The 19,879-nt window shown below is 74.4% G+C and carries 26 protein-coding genes and 1 tRNA gene; 13 read left to right on the top strand and 14 right to left on the bottom strand.

Going from position 1 to position 19,879, the window contains the following annotated elements; translation table 11 throughout:
- Positions 1–119 precede the first annotated feature (119 nt).
- Positions 120–710: a QsdR family transcriptional regulator gene (locus tag ACI793_RS16825; protein ID WP_456607519.1), complete on the top strand. Its 591-nt coding sequence runs from the start codon at positions 120–122 to the stop codon at positions 708–710.
- Between the two features lie 108 nt (positions 711–818).
- On the opposite strand, the gene ACI793_RS16820 is transcribed toward ACI793_RS16825, so the two are convergent.
- Genes ACI793_RS16820 through ACI793_RS16810 form a run of 3 tightly spaced genes read right to left on the bottom strand, consistent with a single transcriptional unit; the run spans position 819 to position 2,334 of the window.
- Positions 819–1,367, bottom strand: a complete 549-nt coding sequence (locus tag ACI793_RS16820; protein WP_456607518.1) for a GNAT family N-acetyltransferase — start codon at positions 1,365–1,367, stop codon at positions 819–821.
- Between the two features lie 22 nt (positions 1,368–1,389).
- Complete coding sequence (bcp, locus tag ACI793_RS16815; RefSeq protein ID WP_456607517.1) at positions 1,390–1,884, bottom strand: thioredoxin-dependent thiol peroxidase; 495 nt, start codon at positions 1,882–1,884, stop codon at positions 1,390–1,392.
- Positions 1,885–1,929: 45 nt separating this feature from the next.
- Positions 1,930–2,334 (bottom strand): secondary thiamine-phosphate synthase enzyme YjbQ, encoded by a 405-nt coding sequence (locus ACI793_RS16810; protein ID WP_456607516.1) that lies wholly within the window; start codon positions 2,332–2,334, stop codon positions 1,930–1,932.
- A gap of 99 nt (positions 2,335–2,433) precedes the next feature.
- On the opposite strand from ACI793_RS16810, the gene rph reads away from it, so the two are divergent.
- Both rph and rdgB read left to right on the top strand, forming a co-directional pair.
- Complete coding sequence (gene rph / locus ACI793_RS16805) at positions 2,434–3,174, top strand: ribonuclease PH (protein WP_456607515.1); 741 nt, start codon at positions 2,434–2,436, stop codon at positions 3,172–3,174.
- Positions 3,171–3,782, top strand: coding sequence for an RdgB/HAM1 family non-canonical purine NTP pyrophosphatase (gene rdgB / locus ACI793_RS16800; RefSeq protein ID WP_456607514.1), 612 nt, complete (start codon positions 3,171–3,173; stop codon positions 3,780–3,782). The genes rph and rdgB overlap by 4 nt, the downstream gene beginning before the upstream one ends.
- 3 nt (positions 3,783–3,785) lie before the next feature.
- Here rdgB and ACI793_RS16795 read toward each other — a convergent pair whose 3' ends face one another.
- Positions 3,786–3,974: a hypothetical protein gene (locus ACI793_RS16795; RefSeq protein ID WP_456607513.1), complete on the bottom strand. Its 189-nt coding sequence runs from the start codon at positions 3,972–3,974 to the stop codon at positions 3,786–3,788.
- Between the two features lie 106 nt (positions 3,975–4,080).
- On the opposite strand from ACI793_RS16795, the gene ACI793_RS16790 reads away from it, so the two are divergent.
- Positions 4,081–4,998: a DUF6910 family protein gene (locus ACI793_RS16790; protein WP_456607512.1), complete on the top strand. Its 918-nt coding sequence runs from the start codon at positions 4,081–4,083 to the stop codon at positions 4,996–4,998.
- Here ACI793_RS16790 and ACI793_RS16785 read toward each other — a convergent pair.
- Positions 4,981–5,502: a VanZ family protein gene (locus ACI793_RS16785; RefSeq protein WP_456607511.1), complete on the bottom strand. Its 522-nt coding sequence runs from the start codon at positions 5,500–5,502 to the stop codon at positions 4,981–4,983. The genes ACI793_RS16790 and ACI793_RS16785 overlap by 18 nt on opposite strands.
- A gap of 94 nt (positions 5,503–5,596) precedes the next feature.
- A tRNA-Leu gene (locus tag ACI793_RS16780) sits at positions 5,597–5,677 on the bottom strand.
- 87 nt (positions 5,678–5,764) lie between these two features.
- On the opposite strand from ACI793_RS16780, the gene ACI793_RS16775 reads away from it, so the two are divergent.
- Positions 5,765–6,049, top strand: a complete 285-nt coding sequence (locus tag ACI793_RS16775) for a DUF3618 domain-containing protein (protein WP_456607510.1) — start codon at positions 5,765–5,767, stop codon at positions 6,047–6,049.
- Positions 6,050–6,053: 4 nt separating this feature from the next.
- Entirely contained in the window at positions 6,054–6,548 is a 495-nt protein-coding gene (locus ACI793_RS16770; RefSeq protein ID WP_456607509.1) for a DUF427 domain-containing protein, read from the top strand.
- A gap of 6 nt (positions 6,549–6,554) precedes the next feature.
- Here ACI793_RS16770 and ACI793_RS16765 read toward each other — a convergent pair whose 3' ends face one another.
- Positions 6,555–7,175 (bottom strand): TetR/AcrR family transcriptional regulator, encoded by a 621-nt coding sequence (locus ACI793_RS16765; RefSeq protein WP_456607508.1) that lies wholly within the window; start codon positions 7,173–7,175, stop codon positions 6,555–6,557.
- Positions 7,176–7,310: 135 nt separating this feature from the next.
- On the opposite strand from ACI793_RS16765, the gene ACI793_RS16760 reads away from it, so the two are divergent.
- Positions 7,311–8,459, top strand: coding sequence for an EAL domain-containing protein (locus ACI793_RS16760; RefSeq protein ID WP_456607507.1), 1,149 nt, complete (start codon positions 7,311–7,313; stop codon positions 8,457–8,459).
- On the opposite strand, the gene ACI793_RS16755 is transcribed toward ACI793_RS16760, so the two are convergent.
- The gene (locus ACI793_RS16755) at positions 8,437–9,036 is read right to left on the bottom strand and encodes a histidine phosphatase family protein (protein ID WP_456607506.1); all 600 of its coding nucleotides are present in this window, start codon (positions 9,034–9,036) and stop codon (positions 8,437–8,439) included. The two genes, ACI793_RS16760 and ACI793_RS16755, sit on opposite strands and share 23 nt — an antisense overlap.
- 61 nt (positions 9,037–9,097) lie before the next feature.
- On the opposite strand from ACI793_RS16755, the gene ACI793_RS16750 reads away from it, so the two are divergent.
- The 3 genes from ACI793_RS16750 (at position 9,098) to ACI793_RS16740 (ending at position 12,031) form a co-directional block, all read left to right on the top strand.
- Positions 9,098–9,952: an aldo/keto reductase gene (locus tag ACI793_RS16750; RefSeq protein WP_456607505.1), complete on the top strand. Its 855-nt coding sequence runs from the start codon at positions 9,098–9,100 to the stop codon at positions 9,950–9,952.
- A 245-nt stretch (positions 9,953–10,197) separates the two neighbouring features.
- Positions 10,198–11,352 carry an acyl-CoA dehydrogenase family protein gene (locus ACI793_RS16745; protein ID WP_456607504.1) on the top strand — a complete coding sequence of 385 codons (1,155 nt, stop codon included), beginning with the start codon at positions 10,198–10,200 and terminating at the stop codon, positions 11,350–11,352.
- On the top strand, positions 11,345–12,031 hold the full coding sequence (locus ACI793_RS16740) for a PaaI family thioesterase (RefSeq protein WP_456607503.1): 687 nt from the start codon (positions 11,345–11,347) through the stop codon (positions 12,029–12,031). The genes ACI793_RS16745 and ACI793_RS16740 overlap by 8 nt, the downstream gene beginning before the upstream one ends.
- A gap of 7 nt (positions 12,032–12,038) precedes the next feature.
- Here ACI793_RS16740 and ACI793_RS16735 read toward each other — a convergent pair whose 3' ends face one another.
- The 6 genes from ACI793_RS16735 to ACI793_RS16710 all read right to left on the bottom strand — a co-directional run bounded on the left by ACI793_RS16735 (position 12,039) and on the right by ACI793_RS16710 (position 18,019).
- Positions 12,039–12,497, bottom strand: coding sequence for a hypothetical protein (locus ACI793_RS16735; protein ID WP_456607502.1), 459 nt, complete (start codon positions 12,495–12,497; stop codon positions 12,039–12,041).
- 87 nt (positions 12,498–12,584) lie between these two features.
- Positions 12,585–13,703, bottom strand: coding sequence for an NAD-dependent epimerase/dehydratase family protein (locus ACI793_RS16730; RefSeq protein ID WP_456607501.1), 1,119 nt, complete (start codon positions 13,701–13,703; stop codon positions 12,585–12,587).
- Positions 13,696–14,988 (bottom strand): MFS transporter, encoded by a 1,293-nt coding sequence (locus ACI793_RS16725; protein WP_456607500.1) that lies wholly within the window; start codon positions 14,986–14,988, stop codon positions 13,696–13,698. The genes ACI793_RS16730 and ACI793_RS16725 overlap by 8 nt, the downstream gene beginning before the upstream one ends.
- Positions 14,985–15,569, bottom strand: a complete 585-nt coding sequence (locus ACI793_RS16720) for a helix-turn-helix domain-containing protein (RefSeq protein WP_456607499.1) — start codon at positions 15,567–15,569, stop codon at positions 14,985–14,987. The genes ACI793_RS16725 and ACI793_RS16720 overlap by 4 nt, the downstream gene beginning before the upstream one ends.
- A gap of 208 nt (positions 15,570–15,777) precedes the next feature.
- Positions 15,778–17,139 (bottom strand): MFS transporter, encoded by a 1,362-nt coding sequence (locus ACI793_RS16715; protein WP_456607498.1) that lies wholly within the window; start codon positions 17,137–17,139, stop codon positions 15,778–15,780.
- Positions 17,140–17,182: 43 nt separating this feature from the next.
- Positions 17,183–18,019, bottom strand: a complete 837-nt coding sequence (locus ACI793_RS16710) for an alpha/beta fold hydrolase (protein WP_456607497.1) — start codon at positions 18,017–18,019, stop codon at positions 17,183–17,185.
- A 97-nt stretch (positions 18,020–18,116) separates the two neighbouring features.
- Between ACI793_RS16710 and idi the strand changes: the two genes are divergently transcribed.
- The 3 genes from idi to ACI793_RS16695 all read left to right on the top strand — a co-directional run bounded on the left by idi (position 18,117) and on the right by ACI793_RS16695 (position 19,877).
- Positions 18,117–18,659 carry an isopentenyl-diphosphate Delta-isomerase gene (idi, locus tag ACI793_RS16705; RefSeq protein ID WP_456607496.1) on the top strand — a complete coding sequence of 181 codons (543 nt, stop codon included), beginning with the start codon at positions 18,117–18,119 and terminating at the stop codon, positions 18,657–18,659.
- Between the two features lie 157 nt (positions 18,660–18,816).
- Positions 18,817–19,590, top strand: a complete 774-nt coding sequence (locus tag ACI793_RS16700) for an SDR family NAD(P)-dependent oxidoreductase (RefSeq protein WP_456607495.1) — start codon at positions 18,817–18,819, stop codon at positions 19,588–19,590.
- 26 nt (positions 19,591–19,616) lie between these two features.
- Complete coding sequence (locus ACI793_RS16695) at positions 19,617–19,877, top strand: hypothetical protein (protein ID WP_456607521.1); 261 nt, start codon at positions 19,617–19,619, stop codon at positions 19,875–19,877.
- Positions 19,878–19,879: the final 2 nt, after the last annotated feature.

Below are 19,879 nucleotides of genomic sequence, written 5' to 3'. Positions count from 1 at the left end.
AAATCAAGCGGGCACCAGAACCCCCCCCCCCCCCCCCCCCCCCCCCCCCCCCCGCCCCCCCCCCCCCCCCCCCCCCCCCCCCCCCCCCCCCCCCCCCCCCGCTGTCCTACGCTGCCAGCGTGACGGGGCCTCACGACGAGATCGTCCGCGCGGCGGCGGGGATGCTGCTCCACGGCCGGCGGCTGGACACCGGCACCCTGGCCGCCGAGCTCGGCATCTCGCGGGCGACGCTGTTCCGCCGCGCCGGCAACCGGGATGCGATCCTCGGGAACGCCCTGGCCCACCTCGGCGCCCGCACGCTGATCCGGATCCAGCGGGAGCACGACGCGCGGCCCGCGGGCGCGGAACCGGCGGGCCGGCTGCGCTGCCTGGCGGTGAGCGAGGACTTCCGCTTCGCCCTCGGCACCGCTCCCGCGCTGCAGCGGCTGCTGGACGAGGAGCCGGCGATGGCCATCCGGGTGCTGACCGATCCGCAGGGCCTGGTCCACCCGCGGATGGTCGAGGCCTACACCTCGCTCTTCCAGCGCGACGTCGAGGAGCGCGAGCTGGTCCCGCAGGTCCCCGTCCCGCTGCTGGCGCTCGCCGTCGTCCGGCTCGGCGAGTCGTTCCTCTACTCCGACGTGCTCGCCGCGCGGGCGCCCGACCTCAAGGCGGCCACCACCGTCATCGATGCGCTGGTCGGCAGCGTCCTGGGGCTGGACGGCCGCTGACGGACCGGTCACGCCTGGCGACCTCGACCTCGCGGTGTGGCAGCCGGGCGCGCGGTCGACGGCGAGGACCGCGACCACACCGTGCGGATGAGCCCGCCGGCCGCCCGGTCAGTTCGGGCGCAGGGCCGCGAACACGAGCATGTCGCGGCGCCGTCCACCGATCTCCTGGTAGCTGCGCAGCAGCCCCTCCGGCTCGTAGCCCGCGCTCCGGGCCGTGCGGACGGAGGCCTCGTTGGACGGCTCCACGAACAGCTGCACGCGGTGCAGGCGGGGCACGGTCCACGCGAACGCCGTGACGGCGGCCAGCGCGGAACCGGCGAACCCGCGTCCCCGGGAATCCGGCGCCACGAGGTACCCGGCCGAGGCCCGGCCCGAGGGCAGCTCGGCCAGCCACAGGCCGACCTGGCCGACGGCCCGCCCGGTGGACGCCTCGGCGACGGCGAAGGAGAAGCCGACGCCCTCGGCTCGGCGACCCCGGTTGCGGTGGATCCAGTCCAGGGCCTGCGACTGCGTGGCCCTCGCCGGCACCGTGCTGATCAGCGGCACGTACGGGTCCGAGGAGAGCTCCCGGACCAGCTCGGCGTCGTCCTCGGCGAACGGGCGGAGGACGACGTCGCCGTGCGCCGGTGCCACCTCGGGCCACGGCGGGAGGGTCACCTCGGGCACGCCGGGCCGCGGCTCAGTCGAGGCCGAGGTCGCGGCGCAGCTTGGCGACGTGCCCGGTGGCCTTGACGTTGTAGGAGGCCTTCTCGATCCGGCCCTCGGCGTCGATGACGAACGTCGAGCGGATGACCCCGACGACCTGCTTGCCGTACAGCTTCTTCGGCCCGTAGGCGCCGTAGGAGGTGAGCACCTGCTTGTCCGTGTCGGAGACCAGCGTGATGCCCAGCTCCTCCTTCTCCCGGAACCGGATCAACTTCTCGGCGGGGTCGGGGGAGATGCCGATGATGTCCAGGCCGGCCTCGGCCAGGTCGCCGGCCGAGGCGGTGAAGTCGACGGCCTGCGTGGTGCAGCCCGGGGTCAGCGCCGCCGGGTAGCAGTACACGATCACGCGCCGCCCCCGGTAGGACGACAGCGACACCGGCTTGCCGTCGGCGTCGGGCAGCGTGAACTCCGGGGCGTGCTCGCCGGGGGTGAGGCGGACGGGTGCCGTGTCGGTGCTGCTGTCGGTCATGTCGCGCATCCTGCCGTGTGGACGTGTACGGAGTGCACCGGGTGGTCAGCCGGGGAGGAACGAGAAGCGCACCTGCCGCTGGTGGTTGTCGGTGTTGGTGTCGACCAGGCAGATGCGCTGCCAGGTGCCCAGCTGCATCAGGCCCTCGAGCACGGGGACGACGGTGGACGGGGGCACGAAGGCCGGCAGCACGTGGTCGCGGCCGTGCCCGGCGCTGCCGTGCCGGTGCCGCCAGCGGTCGTCGCGGGGCAGCAGCTGGTCGAGCTGGGCGAGCAGGTCGTCGTCGCTGCCGGATCCGGTCTCGATGAGCGCGATGCCGGCGGTGGCGTGCGGGACGAAGACGTGCAGCAGCCCGTCGGTCTCGCCGCGGACGAACTCGGCGCACTCGTCGGTCAGGTCCACCACCACGGGGACGCCTCCGGTCCGGACGGCACGCAGCTCCGATCTCATGGGGTCGATCCTCGCCGTTCGCCACGATCGGTGCCGCGTGACCGTCGCGGCAGCCGCTCGTCGTGGCGGCACGAGGGGGGCGCACTACTGTCGGCTCCCGTGACTGAGCCCCGATCCACACCCCGCGCCGACGGCCGTTCCGCCGACCAGCTCCGACCGGTCACCATCACCCGCAACTGGCTCGACCACGCCGAGGGCTCGGTGCTGGTGGAGTTCGGCCGCACCCGGGTGCTGTGCGCGGCGAGCGTGACCGAGGGCGTGCCGCGCTGGCGCAAGGGCTCGGGCCTGGGGTGGGTGACCGCGGAGTACTCGATGCTGCCCCGCGCCACCCACACCCGCAGCGACCGCGAGTCGGTCCGGGGCAAGATCGGCGGCCGGACGCACGAGATCAGCCGGCTCATCGGCCGCTCGCTGCGCGCCTCGATCGACCTGGGCGCGCTCGGCGAGAACAGCATCGCGATCGACTGCGACGTCCTCCAGGCCGACGGCGGGACGCGCACCGCGGCCATCACCGGCGCCTACGTCGCCATCGCCGACGCCGTCTCCTGGCTGGGCGAGCGCGGGAAGCTGGCCACGAAGCAGCCGCTCGTGCAGTCGGTGGCCGCGGTGAGCGTCGGTGTCATCGACGGCGAGCCCCGGCTGGACCTCGCCTACGAGGAGGACGTGCGCGCCGGCACCGACATGAACGTGGTGTGCACCGGCGACGGCGGGTTCGTCGAGGTGCAGGGCACCGCGGAGGGTGCGGTCTTCGACCGGCCGACCCTCGACGCGCTGCTCGACCTCGCCGTGGCCGGGTGCGCCGAGCTGACCCGCCTGCAGGCCGCCGCACTCGCGCGATGAGCACCCGGCTGCTCCTGGCGACCCGCAACGCGGGCAAGCTCGCCGAGCTGCGGCGGCTGCTGCAGTCCGCCGTCCCCGGTGTGGAGGTCGTCGGGCTGGCCGACGTCGAGGAGTACCCGGAGGCGCCGGAGACCGGCGCGACCTTTCCGGAGAACGCGCTGCTCAAGGCGCGCGAGGCGGTGCGCCACACCGGGCTGCCGGCGGTGGCGGACGACTCCGGGCTGACCGTGGACGCGCTCAACGGCATGCCGGGGATCCTGTCGGCGCGCTGGGCGGGCCGGCACGGGGACGACGCGGCGAACACCGCGCTGCTCCTGGCGCAGCTGACCGACGTGCCCGACGGCCGGCGGGGTGCGGCGTTCGTGTGCGCCGCCGCCCTGGTCCTGCCCGACGGCACCGAGCGGGTTCTGGAGCGGGAGTGGCGGGGCACGGTGATCCGCGAGGGCCGTGGCACTGGCGGGTTCGGCTACGACCCCGTCTTCGTGCCGGACGGCCTGGAGGTCACCTCGGCGCAGCTGTCACCGGGGGAGAAGGACGCCCGCAGCCACCGCGGCCAGGCGTTCGCCGCGCTGGTCCCGGTCATCGCCGAGCTGCTCGGCGGGCACTGAGGATCAGCGGCCGAGGCTGAACCAGTCCACCGCGGCCAGCTCGTCGCGCAGGGACTCGTAGATCGGCAGGTCGTCGTCGGCCTCCGCGTGGCGACCGCGGCGGTCCACGTCGGCCAACGAGGCGATCCGCTCCAGGACGTCCGGCCCTTCCGGGGCGCGACGGCGTCCGACGGCGATGGCGCAGTTGCTCATACCCGTAGCGGTCGGCGCGCCGGTGCCCGCCTTCGAGTGGAGGCAGGAGCTCCTCACCCCCAAGGGTGACGGTGCAGGGAGGTCGCCGGCCCGGCACAGTGACGGCATGCGGCTGGTCGTGGACGGGATCCGTCGGCTGCGCTTCGACGACGGCACGCCGGTGACCGCGGCCTCGGCGATCGCGCCGCTGGGCGACGGATGGCTGATCGCGCAGGACGACGCCACCGTGGCCGCCTGGCGCCGGGCCGGCTCGGTGACGCCGGTGCGGGTGTTCCCTCCGGTGGAGGGGCTGGACCGGTTCTCCGAGGCTGCGGGGACCAAGGGCCTCAAGCCGGACCTCGAGGTGGCGTGCCCGGCAGAGGTCGACGGCGAGCCCGCGGTGCTGCTGCTCGGCTCCGGTTCCTCGCCCCGGCGCATGCGCGGTGTGCTGGTGCGGCTGGTGGACGGGGAGCCCGTGGCCACCGCCGGGGACCTGGCGCCGCTGTACGAGCGCGCCGCCGGCCGGCTGGGCGTGACGATGGACGAGCTGAACCTGGAGGGCGCCGGGCAGCACGAGGACCGGGTGCGCTGGTTCAACCGGGGCAACCTGGCCGCGGGCGTGCCGTCGGCCAGCGTGGAGCTTCCGCTGGAGGCACTGGTGGCGGCGGTGCTGGGCCGGGTGGACCCCGCGGCGGTGCCGGTCGGGCAGCCGTGGCGCTACGAGCTGGGTGAGGTCGAGGGAGTGGGCCTGGCGGTGACCGACGCCGTCGCGCTGCCGGACGGCCGGATGCTGCTGAGCGCCGCGGCGGAGGACACCCCGAACGCCATCGACGACGGCCCGGTGGTCGCCACCGCGCTGGCGCTGGTGGACGGGGAGACGGTGGTGGCGGTCACCCCGGTGCCCGAGGTCGACGGCCAGGTGCACAAGGTGGAGGGGCTGGGGTTGCGCTCCGTCGACGGCGGCGCGGTGCACCTGCTGGCCGTGGTGGACGACGACGACCCCGAGGCGCCCTCGGCCGAGCTGGAGCTACGCGTCGAGCTCTGATCCGGACCGTCCGGGCGCGGTGCGGTCGGTCAGGGCGATCGTCGCCCCGGCCAGCAGCACGCCGGTGACGACGCCGAGGCTGTTCATCAGCCAGTCGTTGGTGTCGCACGCGCGACCGACGGCGGGCGCGAGCGCCTGCGCCGCCTCGATCGCCGCGGACAGCAGCGAGCCGGCCACCGCCACGGCCGCCGGACGACGCGTCGCGAGTGCGGCGAAGAGCGCTGCCGGGAGCAGTAGAGCCACGTTGGCCAGGAGCTCCACGCTGCCCAGCGTGGGGAGCGCGAACTGGACCGTGCAGTCGCGGCCGGAGGCACCGCGGCCCGTCGGGGCCAGCGTCAGCGCGACGACGACGAGCAGCGACGACCCGGCGAGCGCCCACAGGACCCGGGAGCCGGATCCGTAGCGGCGGAGTGTCGCGTGACCGATGACGGCGCAGAGGAGACCGACGAGGGCCAGCACTCCCGGCACGAGTGCCGAGTGGTCCAGCAGGAAGTCGGTGATCATCGGCCCCGGACCTTAGGCGAGATACGGCTGCCGGCGCAGCGATCAGTTCGGCGTGGCCGGCGGGAGCGCCTGCGGTCCGGCCGTCCCGCTGTCGTGCGGGAGAGGGGAGTCGAACCCCTACGCCCGAAGGCACCAGATCCTAAGTCTGGCGTGGCTGCCGTTACACCACTCCCGCGTGGTCCCGGAGTCTAGGAGCACCTCCGCAGGATGAACGTCGGCTGGTGGATGAGCTGAGTCCGGCGACGTCTGGCAGGCTGTCGGGGTGCCTCGCGACCCCCGACAGATCCAGCTGGAGATCGACGCCGCCCGCGAGTCGCTGGCCGCCACGCTGGACCAGCTGACCTACCGGACGAGCCCCACGCGCCTGCGCGCCAAGGGCCAGGACGCCGTCGTGCGCTGGCTGCAGACGCCCGTGGGCATGGCAGCTGCCGGCGCCGTCGGCCTGCTGGCGACGGTCGTCGTGGTGCAGAAGGTCCGGCACCGGGGCCAGGAGCGGAAGGTCCGCCGCGACGTCGTGGTCCGGGAGATCCGTCCCCGGAGGCGCTGAGCAGGTGCCGGTCCGTCGCGATCCCGTCGGGCCGGGTCAGGAGTCCGTCTGGGACTACCCGCGGCCGCCCTCGGCCCTGGTGACACCACGGCACGTCGTGCTGGAGGTCGGCGGGCAGGTGCTGGGCGACACCCGGCGGGCGATCCGGGTGTGCGAGACCAGCCACCCGCCCACCTACTACGTGCCGCGCGCAGACCTCGCCGCCGAGCTGCTGGAGCGCGCCGACGGCGGGTCGTGGTGCGAGTGGAAGGGCCAGGCCACCTACTGGGACGTCGTCGTCGGCGGCCGGCGGGTGCCGTCGGCCGGGTGGTCCTACGAGCGGCCGACCCCCGGTTACGAGCACCTGGCCGGTGCGGTGGCTTTCTACCCGGGCCGGCTGGACCGGGTCACCGTCGACGGCGAGGTCGTCCGACCGCAGCCGGGCGACTTCTACGGAGGCTGGATCACCGACGAGGTGGTCGGCCCCTTCAAGGGCGCGCCGGGAACGCTCGGCTGGTAGCCGGGCTCAGACCGTCGCGCCGTGGGCCCGCAGCAGCGGGAGCGCGACCATGTCGACGACCGAGTCGGCGTACTCGTCGGTCACCGGCTGACCGGTGGCCAGCCAGCGCTGCGCCAGCGGGGCGCCGATGGCGTCGGTGACGGGAGTGTCGACCAGGCCGGACGGGAGCTCCCCGCGCTCCTCGGCCCGCGCCCACATCTGGTGGAAGGCCGTCTGCCACAGGGCCAGAGGGCCCGCGCGGAACGCGTCGGCGAGCGCCGGCTGGTGCGGCATGGAGGAGAGCAGTGCCTGCGTGGCCGCACCGGCCGGTCCGTTGATGAGCGACACCATCGAGCGCATCAGCTGGCGCAGGTCGCCCTCCAGCGAGCCCGTGTCCGGGGGGCTGGCCTCGACGGCGTTCATGTCGGACACCGTGTCGACGACCAGCTGCTCCTTGGTGCGCCAGCGCCGGTAGATGGTGGCCTTGCCGACACCGGCCTCCGCCGCGACGGCGTCCATGGTCAGCGCGCCGTAGCCGACGTCGGCCAGCAGCCGGAGGATGGCGGCGCGGATGACGCCGTCCCGGCTGGGATCGCGCGGCCGGCCGCCACGACTGGGACGGACGTCGGGGGCAGAGAGAACGGCCATGCCCGAAGCTTAAGGGACTCAAGTCTCGAAACTCTTGAGGGTCAGCTGTGAATCAGCGGTGAGTCACCCGGTGGAGGTGGCCGGCCGCGCCGCGCGCCTCCTGCGCTCCGGCGCCGGGTGGGTCATCCTGCTGGCGTGGGAACCATCTGCGGGGGCGTCTGCAGCTGCCGCTCGCACTGGGACGTGCCCGGCGCCGCCGCTCGGGTGCTGCTGGCCACCGCCATCGGCCACGTCCTGCCGACCGTCTCGCGCACCGCGAAGTCGCTGGGGCTGAACGTCAGCACCGCGCCGCACCTGGTCGACGTCGTCGACCCCAAGGGGGGCCGCGGCGTCGACCGGCTCTTCCAGCGGCTCGCCCGCGACCTCACCGCTGCGGAGCTCGAGGCGGTCCGCGTGGCCACCGACCCGCCCGAGGACGGCGCGGCGCGCACCGCCGCCCTGCTGACGGCGCCCAGTCTCGCCGTCGAGCTCGCGCGGCGCGGCGTGACCGTCGAGGTCGGCGTCCTGGCCGAGGCCGAGTTCTGGTCGGCGTACCAGCCGATCGTCAGGCTCGCCGATCGTTCCGTCGTCGCGCACGAGGCGCTGCTGCGTGGCTTCGTCGACGGTCGCGAGGTGGGTGGGGGCGACCTGTTCTTCGTCGCCGAGTCCGCCGGCTGGCTGGGCCGGCTCGACCGCATCGGCCGGGAGTCGGCCATCACCGGGGCGGCGCCCTGGATCGGCGGCCAGGACCTGTTCATCAACTTCAACCCGACGTCGATCTACCGGGCCCAGGTCTGCCTGGCCAGTACCGAGCAGGTGGCGCACGCCTCCGGGCTGGCGCCCGAGCAGTTCGTCTTCGAGGTCGTGGAGTCCCACGCGGTCGCCGACCGCGGGCACCTCGTGTCGGTGCTCGAGCACTACCGGTCGCTGGGGTGGCGGGTCGCGCTCGACGACGTCGGCGCCGGTTACTCGAGCCTCTCGCTGCTCGCCGCCGTCCGGCCCGAGGTGGTCAAGCTGGACAAGGGTCTGGTGCAGGGGCTGCCCGACGAGGGCGCCCGCACGGTGCTGAAGGCCGTCACCGATCTCGCCCACGAACTGGGCGCCGTCGTCGTCGCCGAGGGGATCGAGACCGAGGCGCTGGCCGAGCAGGTCGCCGAGCTGGGTGCCGACCTCGGCCAGGGCTGGCTGTTCGGCCGTCCCGTGCGGCCCGAGCAGCCGGCCGAGGACGAGGACAGCCGCTTCCAGCCGGTCCATCCGGTCCCGCTGAGCCGGCCCGCCGGCGTCAGCCCAGCGCCCAGCCGGTGAGCACCGGCCGCCCGTGCTCGTGGCCGAGCACGCCGTAGCGCCCGGCGGGCAGCGCGAACAGTGCCCCGGCGGCCGGTTCCAGGCCGAGCCAGCGGGCGGTGAGCACCCGCAGCACGTGCCCGTGCGCCACCAGGGCGACGTCGCCGTCGGTCAGCCGGGCGCGGGCCCGGTCCAGCACCCGGTCCACGCGGGCGCCCACGTCGGCCAGTGATTCGCCCGGGACCTCGGCGTCGACGGTCCCGTCCCGCCAGATCGACCAGGTGCGCCCGAGGTCCCGGCTGATCTCGGCGGTGGTCCGGCCCTCGAAGCCGCCGTAGTCGAGCTCCGCGAGGTCCGGATCGACGTCGGTGGCCACCAGCCCGGCGAGCTCCGCCGTGCGCCGGGCTCGTTGCAGCGGGCTGACCCGCACCTGGACGAACGCGCGGCCGGCCAGTCCCCCGCGCAGCGACCGCGCCTGCTCCTCGCCCTCGGGCAGCAGCGGGAGGTCCGTCGTCCCGGTGTGCTGGCCGCTGCGGCTCCACTCGGTCTGCCCGTGCCGCAGCACGACGATCTGCCCGTCCCGGTTCCCCTCGCTCACGCCACCCATCGAACACGCCCGGCCGGGAACACGCGCGGTGCCTGCCGCGCTGGCTGGAGGCATGACCACCGCACAGCTCAGCGACACGTTCACCATCGGCGGGGACCTCCCCGTGCACCGGCTCGGCTACGGCGCGATGCAGCTCCCCGGCCCCGGCGTCTGGGGCGAGCCGGCCGACCGCGCCGCCGCCGTCCGCGTCGTACGGGCCGCGGTCGAGCAGGGCGTCGACTTCATCGACACCGCCGACTCCTACGGCCCCGAGGTCAGCGAGCAGATCATCGCCGAGGCGCTGCACCCCTACGGCGAGGGTCTGGTCATCGCCACCAAGGCCGGGCTGACCCGACAGGGCCCCGGCATCTGGACGCCGGTCGGCCGGCCGGCGTACCTCAAGCAGCAGGTGGAGCTCTCGCTGCGCCACCTGAAGCTCGAGCGGATCGACCTGATCCAGCTGCACCGCATCGACGCCGAGGTTCCGCTGGCCGACCAGCTCGGCGCCTTCGCCGAGCTCAAGGAGCAGGGCAAGGTGCGGCACATCGGTGTCTCCGAGGTGTCGGTGGAGGAGCTGAAGGCCGCGCGCGAGATCACCGAGATCGTCAGCGTGCAGAACCTCTACAACCTCACCAACCGGCAGAGCCAGGACGTCCTGGACTACGCCACCGCCGAGGGCATCGCCTTCATCCCGTGGTTCCCGATCGCGACCGGTGACCTGGCCTCGCCCGACAGTCCGGTCGCCGACATCGCCCGCGAGCTCGACGCCACGCCGTCGCAGGTGGCGCTGGCCTGGCTGCTGCAGAAGTCGCCCGTGATCCTCCCGATCCCCGGCACGAAGTCCGTCGACCACCTGACCGAGAACCTGGGTGCGGCGCGCGTGACCCTCTCCGACGAGGACATGACCCGCCTGGACGCGCTGGCCTGATCCCCTCGAACCATGCGAACTCGTGGCCATCACCCCTCGATGGCCACGAGTTCGCATGATTCGCACTCCCGGACCCGCGGTGGAGCGGGACTCGACGGCGCGCAGCGGGCACCTGGTCGCGGTGTCGCCCCGCAGGGTCGTGACGAGTGGGGCCCGGAGGGTCCCGCGAGGAACGACGGACGCGCTCAGCGACCCTGGAGCGGGTAGTTGGTCGCGGTGTCGCCCGGTAGGGCGACAATGTGCTCGTGGACGCCGAGGACTTCCGTCAGATCAAGGCCGCCGTTCGTCAGCTCGTGCGCGACGAGGTCATCCCGCTCGAGGAACGCATCGAGGACGAGGACCGCATCCCCGACGAGCTGCGTGCGCAGATCGCCGAGATGGGGCTGTTCGGGTACGCGCTGCCCGAGGAGTACGGCGGGCTCGGCGTCGGCATGGTCGAGGACGTGCAGCTGGCCATGGAGTTCGGCTACACGACGCCGGCGTTCCGCTCGCTGTTCGGCACGAACAACGGCATCGCCGGGCAGGTGATCGCCAAGTTCGGCAGCGAGGAGCAGAAGAAGAAGTACCTGCCCGGCCTGGCCGCCGGAGAGCTGATCGGCTCCTTCGCCCTCACCGAGGCCGAGGCCGGCTCCGACCCCGCCGGGCTGCGCACCTCCGCCCGCCGCGACGGCGACTCGTGGGTCATCAACGGCAGCAAGCGCTACATCACCAACGCCCCGCTGGCCGACCTCTTCATGGTCTTCGCGCGCACCAACCCGGAGGAGAAGGGTGGTCGCGGGATCTCCAGCTTCGCGGTCGAGACCTCCACGCCCGGGGTCACGGTGGGGCCGAAGGACAAGAAGATGGGGCAGTCCGGTGCCTGGACCGCCGAGGTCTTCTTCGACGACGTCCGGGTGCCCGCCGAGGCCCTGATCGGCGAGGAGGGCCGCGGCTACGCCAAGGCGCTCACCGTGCTCTCCCGGGGGCGGCTGCACATCGCCGCGCTGTGCGTCGGCATGGCCCAGCGGGTGCTCGACGAGTCGGTGGCCTACGCGGCGACGGCGAAGCAGGGCGGTGCGCCCATCGGTCGCTTCCAGCTGGTGCAGGCGATGCTCGCGGACATGCACGCCGAGCTGCTGGCCGGCCGCAGCATGGTGCGCGAGGTGGCCGAGCGCTACGACAGCGGCGAGGACATGTCCATCGGCCCGTCGTCGGCCAAGCTCTACTGCACCGAGATGGTCGCCCGCGCGACCGACAGCGCCGTGCAGATCCACGGTGGCATGGGCTACCTGCGCACCACGCCGGTCGAGCGCTTCTACCGCGACGCCCGGCTGTTCCGGCTCTACGAGGGCACCAGCGAGGTGCAGCGGGTCATCATCGGCGGCGGGCTGCTGCGCGAGGCCGGCATGCCTCGTGGCTGAGCGCCCCGAGCTGACCGCCGAGGAGCGCGGAGTCCGCCGGGACGCCGTCGCGGAGCTCGGCCAGGCGCTGCGGGAACTGGTCGACGCCGCGGTCCGTACCGAGGTGTCGCCGGACCGGCTCGCCGCGGCCACGCGGGCGGCGCGGGAGCTCACCGGACTGCTGTCCGAGGAGCTCCGCGAGGTGCACGAGATCGCGACGGTGGACGACCCGGCGACCGGCGAGCGCTGGTACAGCCCGGTCTACGGCCCGGGGAGCCCGGTGGCGCCGCCCATGGTCGTGGAGGACCTGCCCGAGGAGCGCCGCTGCGTGGGCAGGGTGACGGTCGGCAAGCAGCACGAGGGCCCGCCCGGCCTGGTGCACGGCGGCGTCGTCGCCACCCTGCTGGACCACGTGCTCGCCCGGTCGGCGCGCGCTGCCGGTCACGGCGGGCTGACCGCCACGCTGACCGTCTCCTACCGCCGCCCGGTGCACCTGGGCGTGCCGCTCGTGGTCACCGGCGAGCTGGTCTCGGTCGAGGGCCGCCGGGCCACGGCCACCGCGCGCCTGGTGGCCGAGGACGCCCCGGAGATCACGCTGGCCGAGGGCGAGGCGACGCTGGTCGCCCTCCGCGCCGACCGCGCGTCGGAGGTCTTCGCCCGGACCGGCCGCGACGTGGGGGCGTGGACCAGCCGGTCCTGAGCCGCGGCTACGAGTCGCCGGGGACGGCGAGGTTCGGCTCGACGACCTCCCAGCCGGACCGCACCTCACCGGCGAAGTCGTCCGGCAGCAGCACAGCGCCGCCCTGCCGGCCGGCGGGACCGCGCACGGTGGAGAAGACCCCCGCCTCGGCGAAGCGGGCGTCGTCGGCGCACGACGAACTGGCAGCCCACGCGTCGCCCTCCGCGGAGGGGGCGAGCACGACGACCACGCACCACGGGCGGTCGGCCCGTCCTCGGGCGGCGTAGACGCGGGCGTCTGCTGCCTCGCCGATGTAGCGGATCTCGTCGTACTCCTGCTCGAGCTCGACCCCCGCGGGGATCGCGTCCTCGCTGCTGGTGGGGCGGTCGAACGCGGCGAGGCCGGGATCGGCGGACGAGCTGCAGCCGGCGCTCGTCAGCACGGTGCCGACGGCAAGGGCGACCGCGGTCCTCGATGCTGGTCCCATGGGCCGACCGTAGCGGGGATGCCCGCTCGTCGGCAGGAGTGCGCCGTGCCCAGCCGGTCCTGAGTCGGCGCCCGGGACCCCCGGGTTTCAGTCGGCCCGGGGGCCGGGCACGTTCGCCGGGTCGCCGGCGGGGTCGAGCTCCGGGCCGGACGCAGGCCGCAGCAGCGCGCCGGGCCCGCCGGTGCCGGCGCCCAGCGCGGCGACGAACTGGCGCAGCACGTCGTCGCTGCGGTGGACCGGCGCCCAGTCCAGCAGCGTGCGGGCGCGGGTGGTGTCCAACGCCGGCAGCGACGTGCCCATGTCCAGCCAGCCGGGCTCGGTGGGCACCAGGTGCGCGGCGAAGGCAGCCTGCAGCGGCACACGCACGGCGATCGCGGGCACCGGGATCCGGCGGGTGCCGAGTGCCTTGGCGATGCCGCCGGCGTCCAGGACCGGCTCGGCCGCGATGTTGAAGGGTCCGGGCACCCGGCGGTCGACGATCTGCTCGAGAGCATCGGCGACGTCGTCGGCGTGCACGAAGGAGACCGCCACCCGGGGCAGCGGCAGGGGCAGCAGCCGTGCCACCGAGCCGGGGAGCAGGCGCGCGGCACCGAAGAACAGCGGGCCGAGGAAGTAGCGCCCGATCTCGCTGCCGGCCGCCGGCTGCAGGACGAGGGTCGGGCGGGCGACCGACAGCACCGTGGGCGTCCGGTGCGCGAGGACCTGGCGGACCACTCGCTCGGCCTCGCTCTTGTCCCGGCTGTACTGCGCGCTGGGGACGCCGGTGGTCGGCCAGTCCTCGGTGACCCTGTGCCCGACGGCACCGGCGGCGTAGGCGCCGATGGAGGACATGTGCAGGAACTGCTGTACTCCGGCGGCGCTCGCGGCACGGGCGACCCGCCATGAGCCGTCGACGTTCACCCGGTGCAGCCGCTCGGGCTCGCGGCCGGGCTGCAGTGCCCAGGCGAGATGGATCACGACGTCCGCGCCGTCCATGAACTCCGCCAGGACGGTGTCGCTGTCCGGCTCCCCGATGTCGGCGGAGAACCAGCGGACGCCGTCGTAGGGCGCCACCTCGGGCGGCACCCGGCGCGCCAGCCCGCGCACCTCCGCGACGCCGCTGCCCGGTGCGGTCAGCCGCCGCAGCAACGCCGTCCCGACGTTGCCGCTCGCGCCGGTGATCGCGACCGTGGCGCCCTTCAGGTGACCCGGTGAGAACTCAGCCATGACCTGCCGCTACCCGGTCGGGGGGGAGCGAACCGGCATCGGCCGGGCGAGCCCGCAGGCCGAGGGAGACCGCGGCCAGGAGCAGCATCGCGCCGGCTCCGGCGACCAGCCCGGCGGGCAATCCGGCACCCTCGGCCAGCCGGGGGAGGAGCAGGTTGCCGAGGATCCCGCCGAGCATGAGCGCCAGCGACTTCGCGGAGATGGTGGTCGAGCGCTGCCCGGCCGTCGTCTGGTGGTGCAGCAGCTGCTGGCGCAGCGGCGAGGAGGCGGCGTTGACCAGGTAGAACAGCGAGTAGGCGGCGGCAGCGAGGACGACGGCGGGGGACAGCGCGAACGCCGCGACGGCGAGCGCGCCGAGTATCGAGGTGACCACGCTGGCCGCGGCCACCGAGCCGCGCGCGGCCCGCCCGAGCGCCGGTGCGAGCAGCGAGCCCACCGCTGCCGCGGCGAAGGAGATCGCGGTGACGGTCCCGAACACGGCCGCCCCCGCTTCCGGGGACCCGGCCAGGTCGGCGATGTGCAGCGGGCCGAGCAGTTCGAGCGAGGTGAGCACCAGGCCGACGAGGAAGGAGCAGGTCAGCAGCAGGCGCAGGAGACGGTCGCGCAGCACGAGCCGCACGGTCGCCGTGATGACCAGCGGTACCTCGCGGATCCCGGACCGCACCGCCGCGAGACCGGACGCCTCCAGGCGCCGGACGGGCACAACGAGCAGCAGCACGGCGAGGACGTGGACGACGCCGAAGGCCGCGGCGAGCAGCAGTGGCAGGGTCAGGGCCGCAGCGCCGCTGCGGTCGACCAGCAACGGGAGCACTCCGCCGAGCACCGCCCCCACAGCCAGCCCGGCGGCATCGGCGGCCGCTGCGCGGGAGAGGCCGGGTGTCACGTCCGCGCCGGGCTCGGTCAGGTGGACGGTGTCCACGTACCAGGACTCGAGCGGGCCGGAGTCCAGCGCCCGGGCCACGCCCTTGAGCGCCCAGGCCACGACGAACAGCTGCATGCTGTCCGCGACCGCCATGGTGAGCAGCGCGGCCACGGTGAACAGGCCGGAGAGAGCGAGGACCGGCCGGTGCCCGACGGCGTCGGCCAGGCCGCCGGTGGGCAGCTCCAGCAGGAGCGTCACGGCGCCGTAGACGGCGATCGTCACGCCGATCTCGGACGGCGAGAGGCCGCGCTCCGTGGCGAGCAGCACCGACACCGGAACGGCCACCCCCACCGGGAGCCACCGCAGCGCGGTCAGCCCGACGAAGCGCCGGCGGGCCTGGTCCGGGCCCAGGACGCCGGTCACAGGGGGTAGTCCTTGAGCGGGATGAGATCGAGCAGGACGTGCACCCGGGCCTGGTCGGGCTCCTCGTTCTCGTCACGCCACCGCTGGACGACGCCGTTCAGCTCGCCGATCAGCTCGCGGGCGCGGGCGGGGGAGAGGCGCAGCGCCCAGTCGTTGAGCGAGGCGGCGGAGCTCCAGTCGTCGTCGAGCTGCTCGCGCTGTGCCCCGTAGGCGGCGAGCAGCCGGCGCTGCTGGGCCACGATGCGGTCGTTCAGCTCGTCGACCAGCTCTCGGCCCCCGGGCCGGCCGACGAACTCGTCGCTGTTCCAGCGGGTGCTGCGGTGCAGGGCCTGCCACCAGCGCTCGCGCGCCGTCCCCTCGCCGGGGACCTCCGCCACGAAGCCGAAGGCGGCGAGTTGCCGCAGGTGGTAGCTGGTCGCCCCGCTGCTCTCGCCGAGCCGGTCGGCGAGCCGGCTGGCGGTGGACGGCCCGTCGTTGCGCAGCGCTCCCAGCAGGCTCATCCGCAGCGGATGGGCGAGGGCGCGCAGGGCGCGGACGTCGTGGACGTCGATGGCGTCGTCGGAGGGCGGCACGGACGGCATGTCGCTCACGGTAGACCGCAAAGAAACCTTTGCAAAGACATCTTTGCACGCCGGGCCGTCGGTGAGGGGACACGCTGATGACGGCGCGCGGCGGGCCGGTGTCTGCTCTCACCGGGGCGCGTCCTCCCTCACCGGAGCGCGTCCTCCCTCACGGTGGGCGGTGAGGGAGGACGCGCCACGATCAGGTTCCCTGATCCCGGCGCAGGGGTCAGGCGGTGCGCGCGTCCACGGGGGTCGGGACGTCGTCGTCCAGCGCCTGGCCGCGGCGTTCGGGCAGGCCCCACGTGGCCAGCGCGCCGAGGACGAAGAAAGCGGCGAAGGTGCCGAACACCAGACCGGTGCCCCCGCCGTCGACGAGGTACGGCACGGCCAGCGGCGCGGCGATGGACGCCAGCCGGCCGAAGCCCGCCGCGGCGCCGGCGCCCGTCGCCCGCAGCACCGTCGGGTAGACCTCCGGCGTCACCGCGTAGAGCGCGCCCCACGCCCCCAGGTTGAAGAACGACAGCACCATGCCGGTGAGGAGGATGGCGGTGTCGCTGTCGGCCGCGGCGAACATCCCGGCCCCCAGGGCCGAGCCGAGGAGGAAGGTCGTCAAGGTGGCCCGCCGTCCCCACTTCTCGATCAGGAACGCGGCCACGGCGTACCCCGGCAACTGGGCGAGGGTGATGTACAGCGTGTACTCGAAGGACCTGGTCAGGTCGAAGCCGTTGGCGACCAGCAGCGAGGGCAGCCAGATGAAGGCGCCGTAGTAGGCGAAGTTGATGCTGAACCAGACGGTCCACAGCGCCGCGGTGCGCGCCCGGGTCCCGATCGCCCAGAGGGCGCGCGGTCCGGGTGCTGCGACCGGCGTCGCCACGGGCGAGGCGACGGCCGGCACGCCCGCGGACTCCTCGAACCGCCGTACCGCGGCCTCGGCCTCCTCGACCCGCCCGCGGGTCTCCAGGAAGCGCACCGACTCGGGCAGCCCCCAGCGGACGACCGCGGCGTAGAGCGCCGGGAGGGCGCCGATGGCGAGCGCCCAGCGCCAGCCCTCGTCGCTGCGCGGCACGACGAAGAAGCCGATCAGCGCGGCCAAGGTCCAGCCGACCGCCCAGAACGCCTCCAGCCAGACGACCACCCGGCCGCGGACGCGCGCCGGGGCGAACTCGCTCACCAGCGTCGAGGCCACGGGCAGCTCGGCGCCGAGGCCGAGCCCGATGAGGAAGCGGAAGACCAGGAGTGCGCCCACCGACCAGGAGAGCGCGGCGGCGCCGGTGGCCAGGCCGAACACCAGCAGGGTCAGCGCGAAGACCTGGCGCCGGCCGATCCGGTCGGCGAGCAGCCCGCCCAGGGTGGCGCCCAGGGCCATGCCGACGAAGCCGATGGAGGCGATCCAGGACAGCTCGGTGTCCGTGATGCCCCACTGCTGCTGGGTGGCCAGCGCCGCGAGGACGAAGGAGATCAGCCCGACGTCCATGGCGTCCAGCGCCCAGCCCAGACCGGAGCCGAAGACCAGCCGGCCGTGCTCGCGGGTGAAGGGCAGCCGGTCGAGCCGCTCGGCCCGGGTCGCGGGGGACGTCGTCGCCGTCATGGGAGTCAGTCTGCCGAGGACCCCGCCCGTCGGCTCGCGCTGGTCAGGACGCCGCGGTGCGCACGTGCGCGGTGACGAGCTCGGCGACGCGGTCCGCGGCCAGCTCGGGGATCCAGTGCGGCACGCCCTCGAGCACCTCCAGCCGGTAGGGGGCGTCGACGAACCGCTCGGTGGCCTCGGTCGCGGCCCGGCCGAGGAAGGCGTCGCCGGTGCTCCACACGTGCAGCGTGGGCACGCGCACCTTCCCGACCGGGTCCCGGCCGGCCCACGGCAGCGCGCGGTACCAGCCCAGCGCCGCGGACAGCGCTCCCGGCTCCTGCATCCGGCCGACGTAGTGGTCGACGACGGCGTCGTCCAGCCCGCCGGAGCGGAGCATCCGGCGCAGCACGGCGCCGTTCCCGGCCAGCAGCAGCCGCTCGGGCAGCAGCGGCAGCTGGAACACGCCCACGTAGTAGGAGCGCAGTCCCTGGTCGCTGGTGACCATGGCCTTGGCCATGGCGGCCGGGTGCGGCACGGACAGGGCGGTGAGGCTGCGGACCCGGTCCGGATGCCACGCCCCGAGGCCCCACGCCACGATGCCGCCCCAGTCGTGGCCGACCACGTGCGCGCTCTCCAGCCCCGCCGCGTCGAGCAGCGCCAGCACGTCGCCCACCGTCTCGCGGAGCCGGTAGTGCGCCCGCCCGCGGGGCCGGGCCATGGGGGAGTAGCCCCGCTGGTCCGGCGCCAGGGTGCGCAGCCCGTGCTGGTGCAGCGCCGGGGCGACGCGGTCCCAGGCGGCGGAGTCCTGCGGGAAGCCGTGCAGCAGGACGACGGGCTCGCCGTCCCCGGGGCCGGCGTCACGGACGTCGAAGGTCAGGCCGTCGCGGCGGAAGCTGTCCACCCGATGACTGTGCCCCCTTCCCGGCCGGCGCGCACCGCCTGCGGACGCGGTGCGGGGATCCCGGGCGCGGGCGGACGCGGTCAGGGACGATGGGGCGGTGACCGCCCCCACCACCGAGCTGATCGTGCTCGTCGACGACGACGGTCGCGCCGTCGGCACCATGCCGAAGCCGCTGGTGCACCACGGGGAGACGCCGCTGCACCGCGCCTTCTCCGCGTACCTGTTCGACGACGCCGGCCGGTTGCTGGTCACCCGGCGCGCGGACGGGAAGCAGACGTTCCCGGGCATGTGGACCAACACCGTCTGCGGCCACCCCGGACCGGACGAGGGCGACCACGAGGCGATCGCCCGTCGGGCCGCCTTCGAGCTGGGCCTACAGGTCGCCGAGCTCCGCCCGGCGCTGCCCGGCTATCGCTACCGGGCCGAGTTCCGCGGGGTCGTCGAAAACGAGATCTGCCCCGTCTACCTGGGGCGGTACACCGGCTCGCCGGCACCCGACCCGACCGAGGTCGGCGCGTGGGAGCTGCTGGACTGGGCGGCGTTCCGCCGGCGGCAGGAGACCGAGGGCGACGCGTGGTCGCCGTGGTGCCGGGAGCAGGCCCGGATGATCGAGGACGCCGGACTGGTTCCTGCTGCCTGACGGCCCCCTGGCCGACGTCTGGGAGCCGTCGCCCTCGTTCCGGGGTGCGGTCGCCACCGGCCGCGTCGGGAGCTGAGCCGGCCGGCTCCGACCTGCGACCGGTGCGGTTGTCGGCGAGGCTGGGGGGAGTCGATCGGAGCATGACCTGGAGGACCGGATGCAGGAGTCGCTGAAGGGGCGCGTCGCGCTCGTAACGGGAGCCGCGAGCGGGCTGGGCCGGGCCACGGCCGTGGCGCTGGCCGAGGCCGGGGCGCACGTCGCGATCGCGGACATCGACGCGACCGGCAGCGAGGAGACCGGCCGTCTGGTGACCGACGCCGGCGGCAGCGCCGAGGTGGTGGCCCTGGACGTCACCGACGACGAGAGCCGGCGCACCGTGGTCGGCGGTCTCTTCGACGCCCACGGGGACAGCTTCGACATCCTGGTCAACGTCGCGGGCATCGACCGGCCCGGCTACATCACCGACATCGACCTCGCCGACTACCGGCGGGTGCAGGCGGTGAACTTCGAGGGCCCCGTCTTCCTCACCAGCGAGTTCACCAAGCGGGTGCAGCACCTCCCCGAGGGGCGCACCGCCGACGTCGTGCACATCGTGTCGCTCTCGGCGATCACCTCCGGCAGCGGCGCCATCGCCTACAACGGCTCGAAGGCCGGCTTCCTCAACGCGACGCGGTGCATCCAGCGGGAGCTGCGGGAGAAGGCGGTGACCCAGCCCGACGGGAGCGAGCGGCCCTTCCCGTGCCGGGTGCAGTCGGTCATCCCGGCGGCCATGGACACGCCGATGATGGAGCAGTGGGGGATCCCCGGTCACCTCATGATGCCGCCGTCGGCGGTGGCCGAGATGGTGCGCACCCTCGTGCTGCTGCACCCCTCGGCGTTCGTGCCCGAGATGCAGATCGTGCCGCGTCTCGAGCCCAACTTCCCCCGCTGAGCCCGGCGGGGGTGAGCGCCGTGAGCATGGCCGGACCGGACGGGAGCGACCCCGAGGACAGGACGACGGCCGCCGCCGACGCACTCGGGTCCGGCCCGCGGTTGGGGCCGGGCGACCTCGCACCGGACGAGGAGCGCCTGCTGGCCGCCCTGGAGCGGGATGCCCGTGGGCTGCCCGAGATCCCCGTGCGGGACACGATCCCGGAGGTCAAGGACAGCGGGCGGGTGGCTCCGGCGCCGGACAACGGGCTGGCCCCGTTGTTCGCCGCGCCCGAGCTGGAGGACTGAGC

This window comes from Blastococcus sp. SYSU DS0617, from assembly GCF_054051075.1.
Note: the sequence above shows the minus strand (reverse complement) of the source record. Positions and strands in the feature narration are given on the sequence as shown.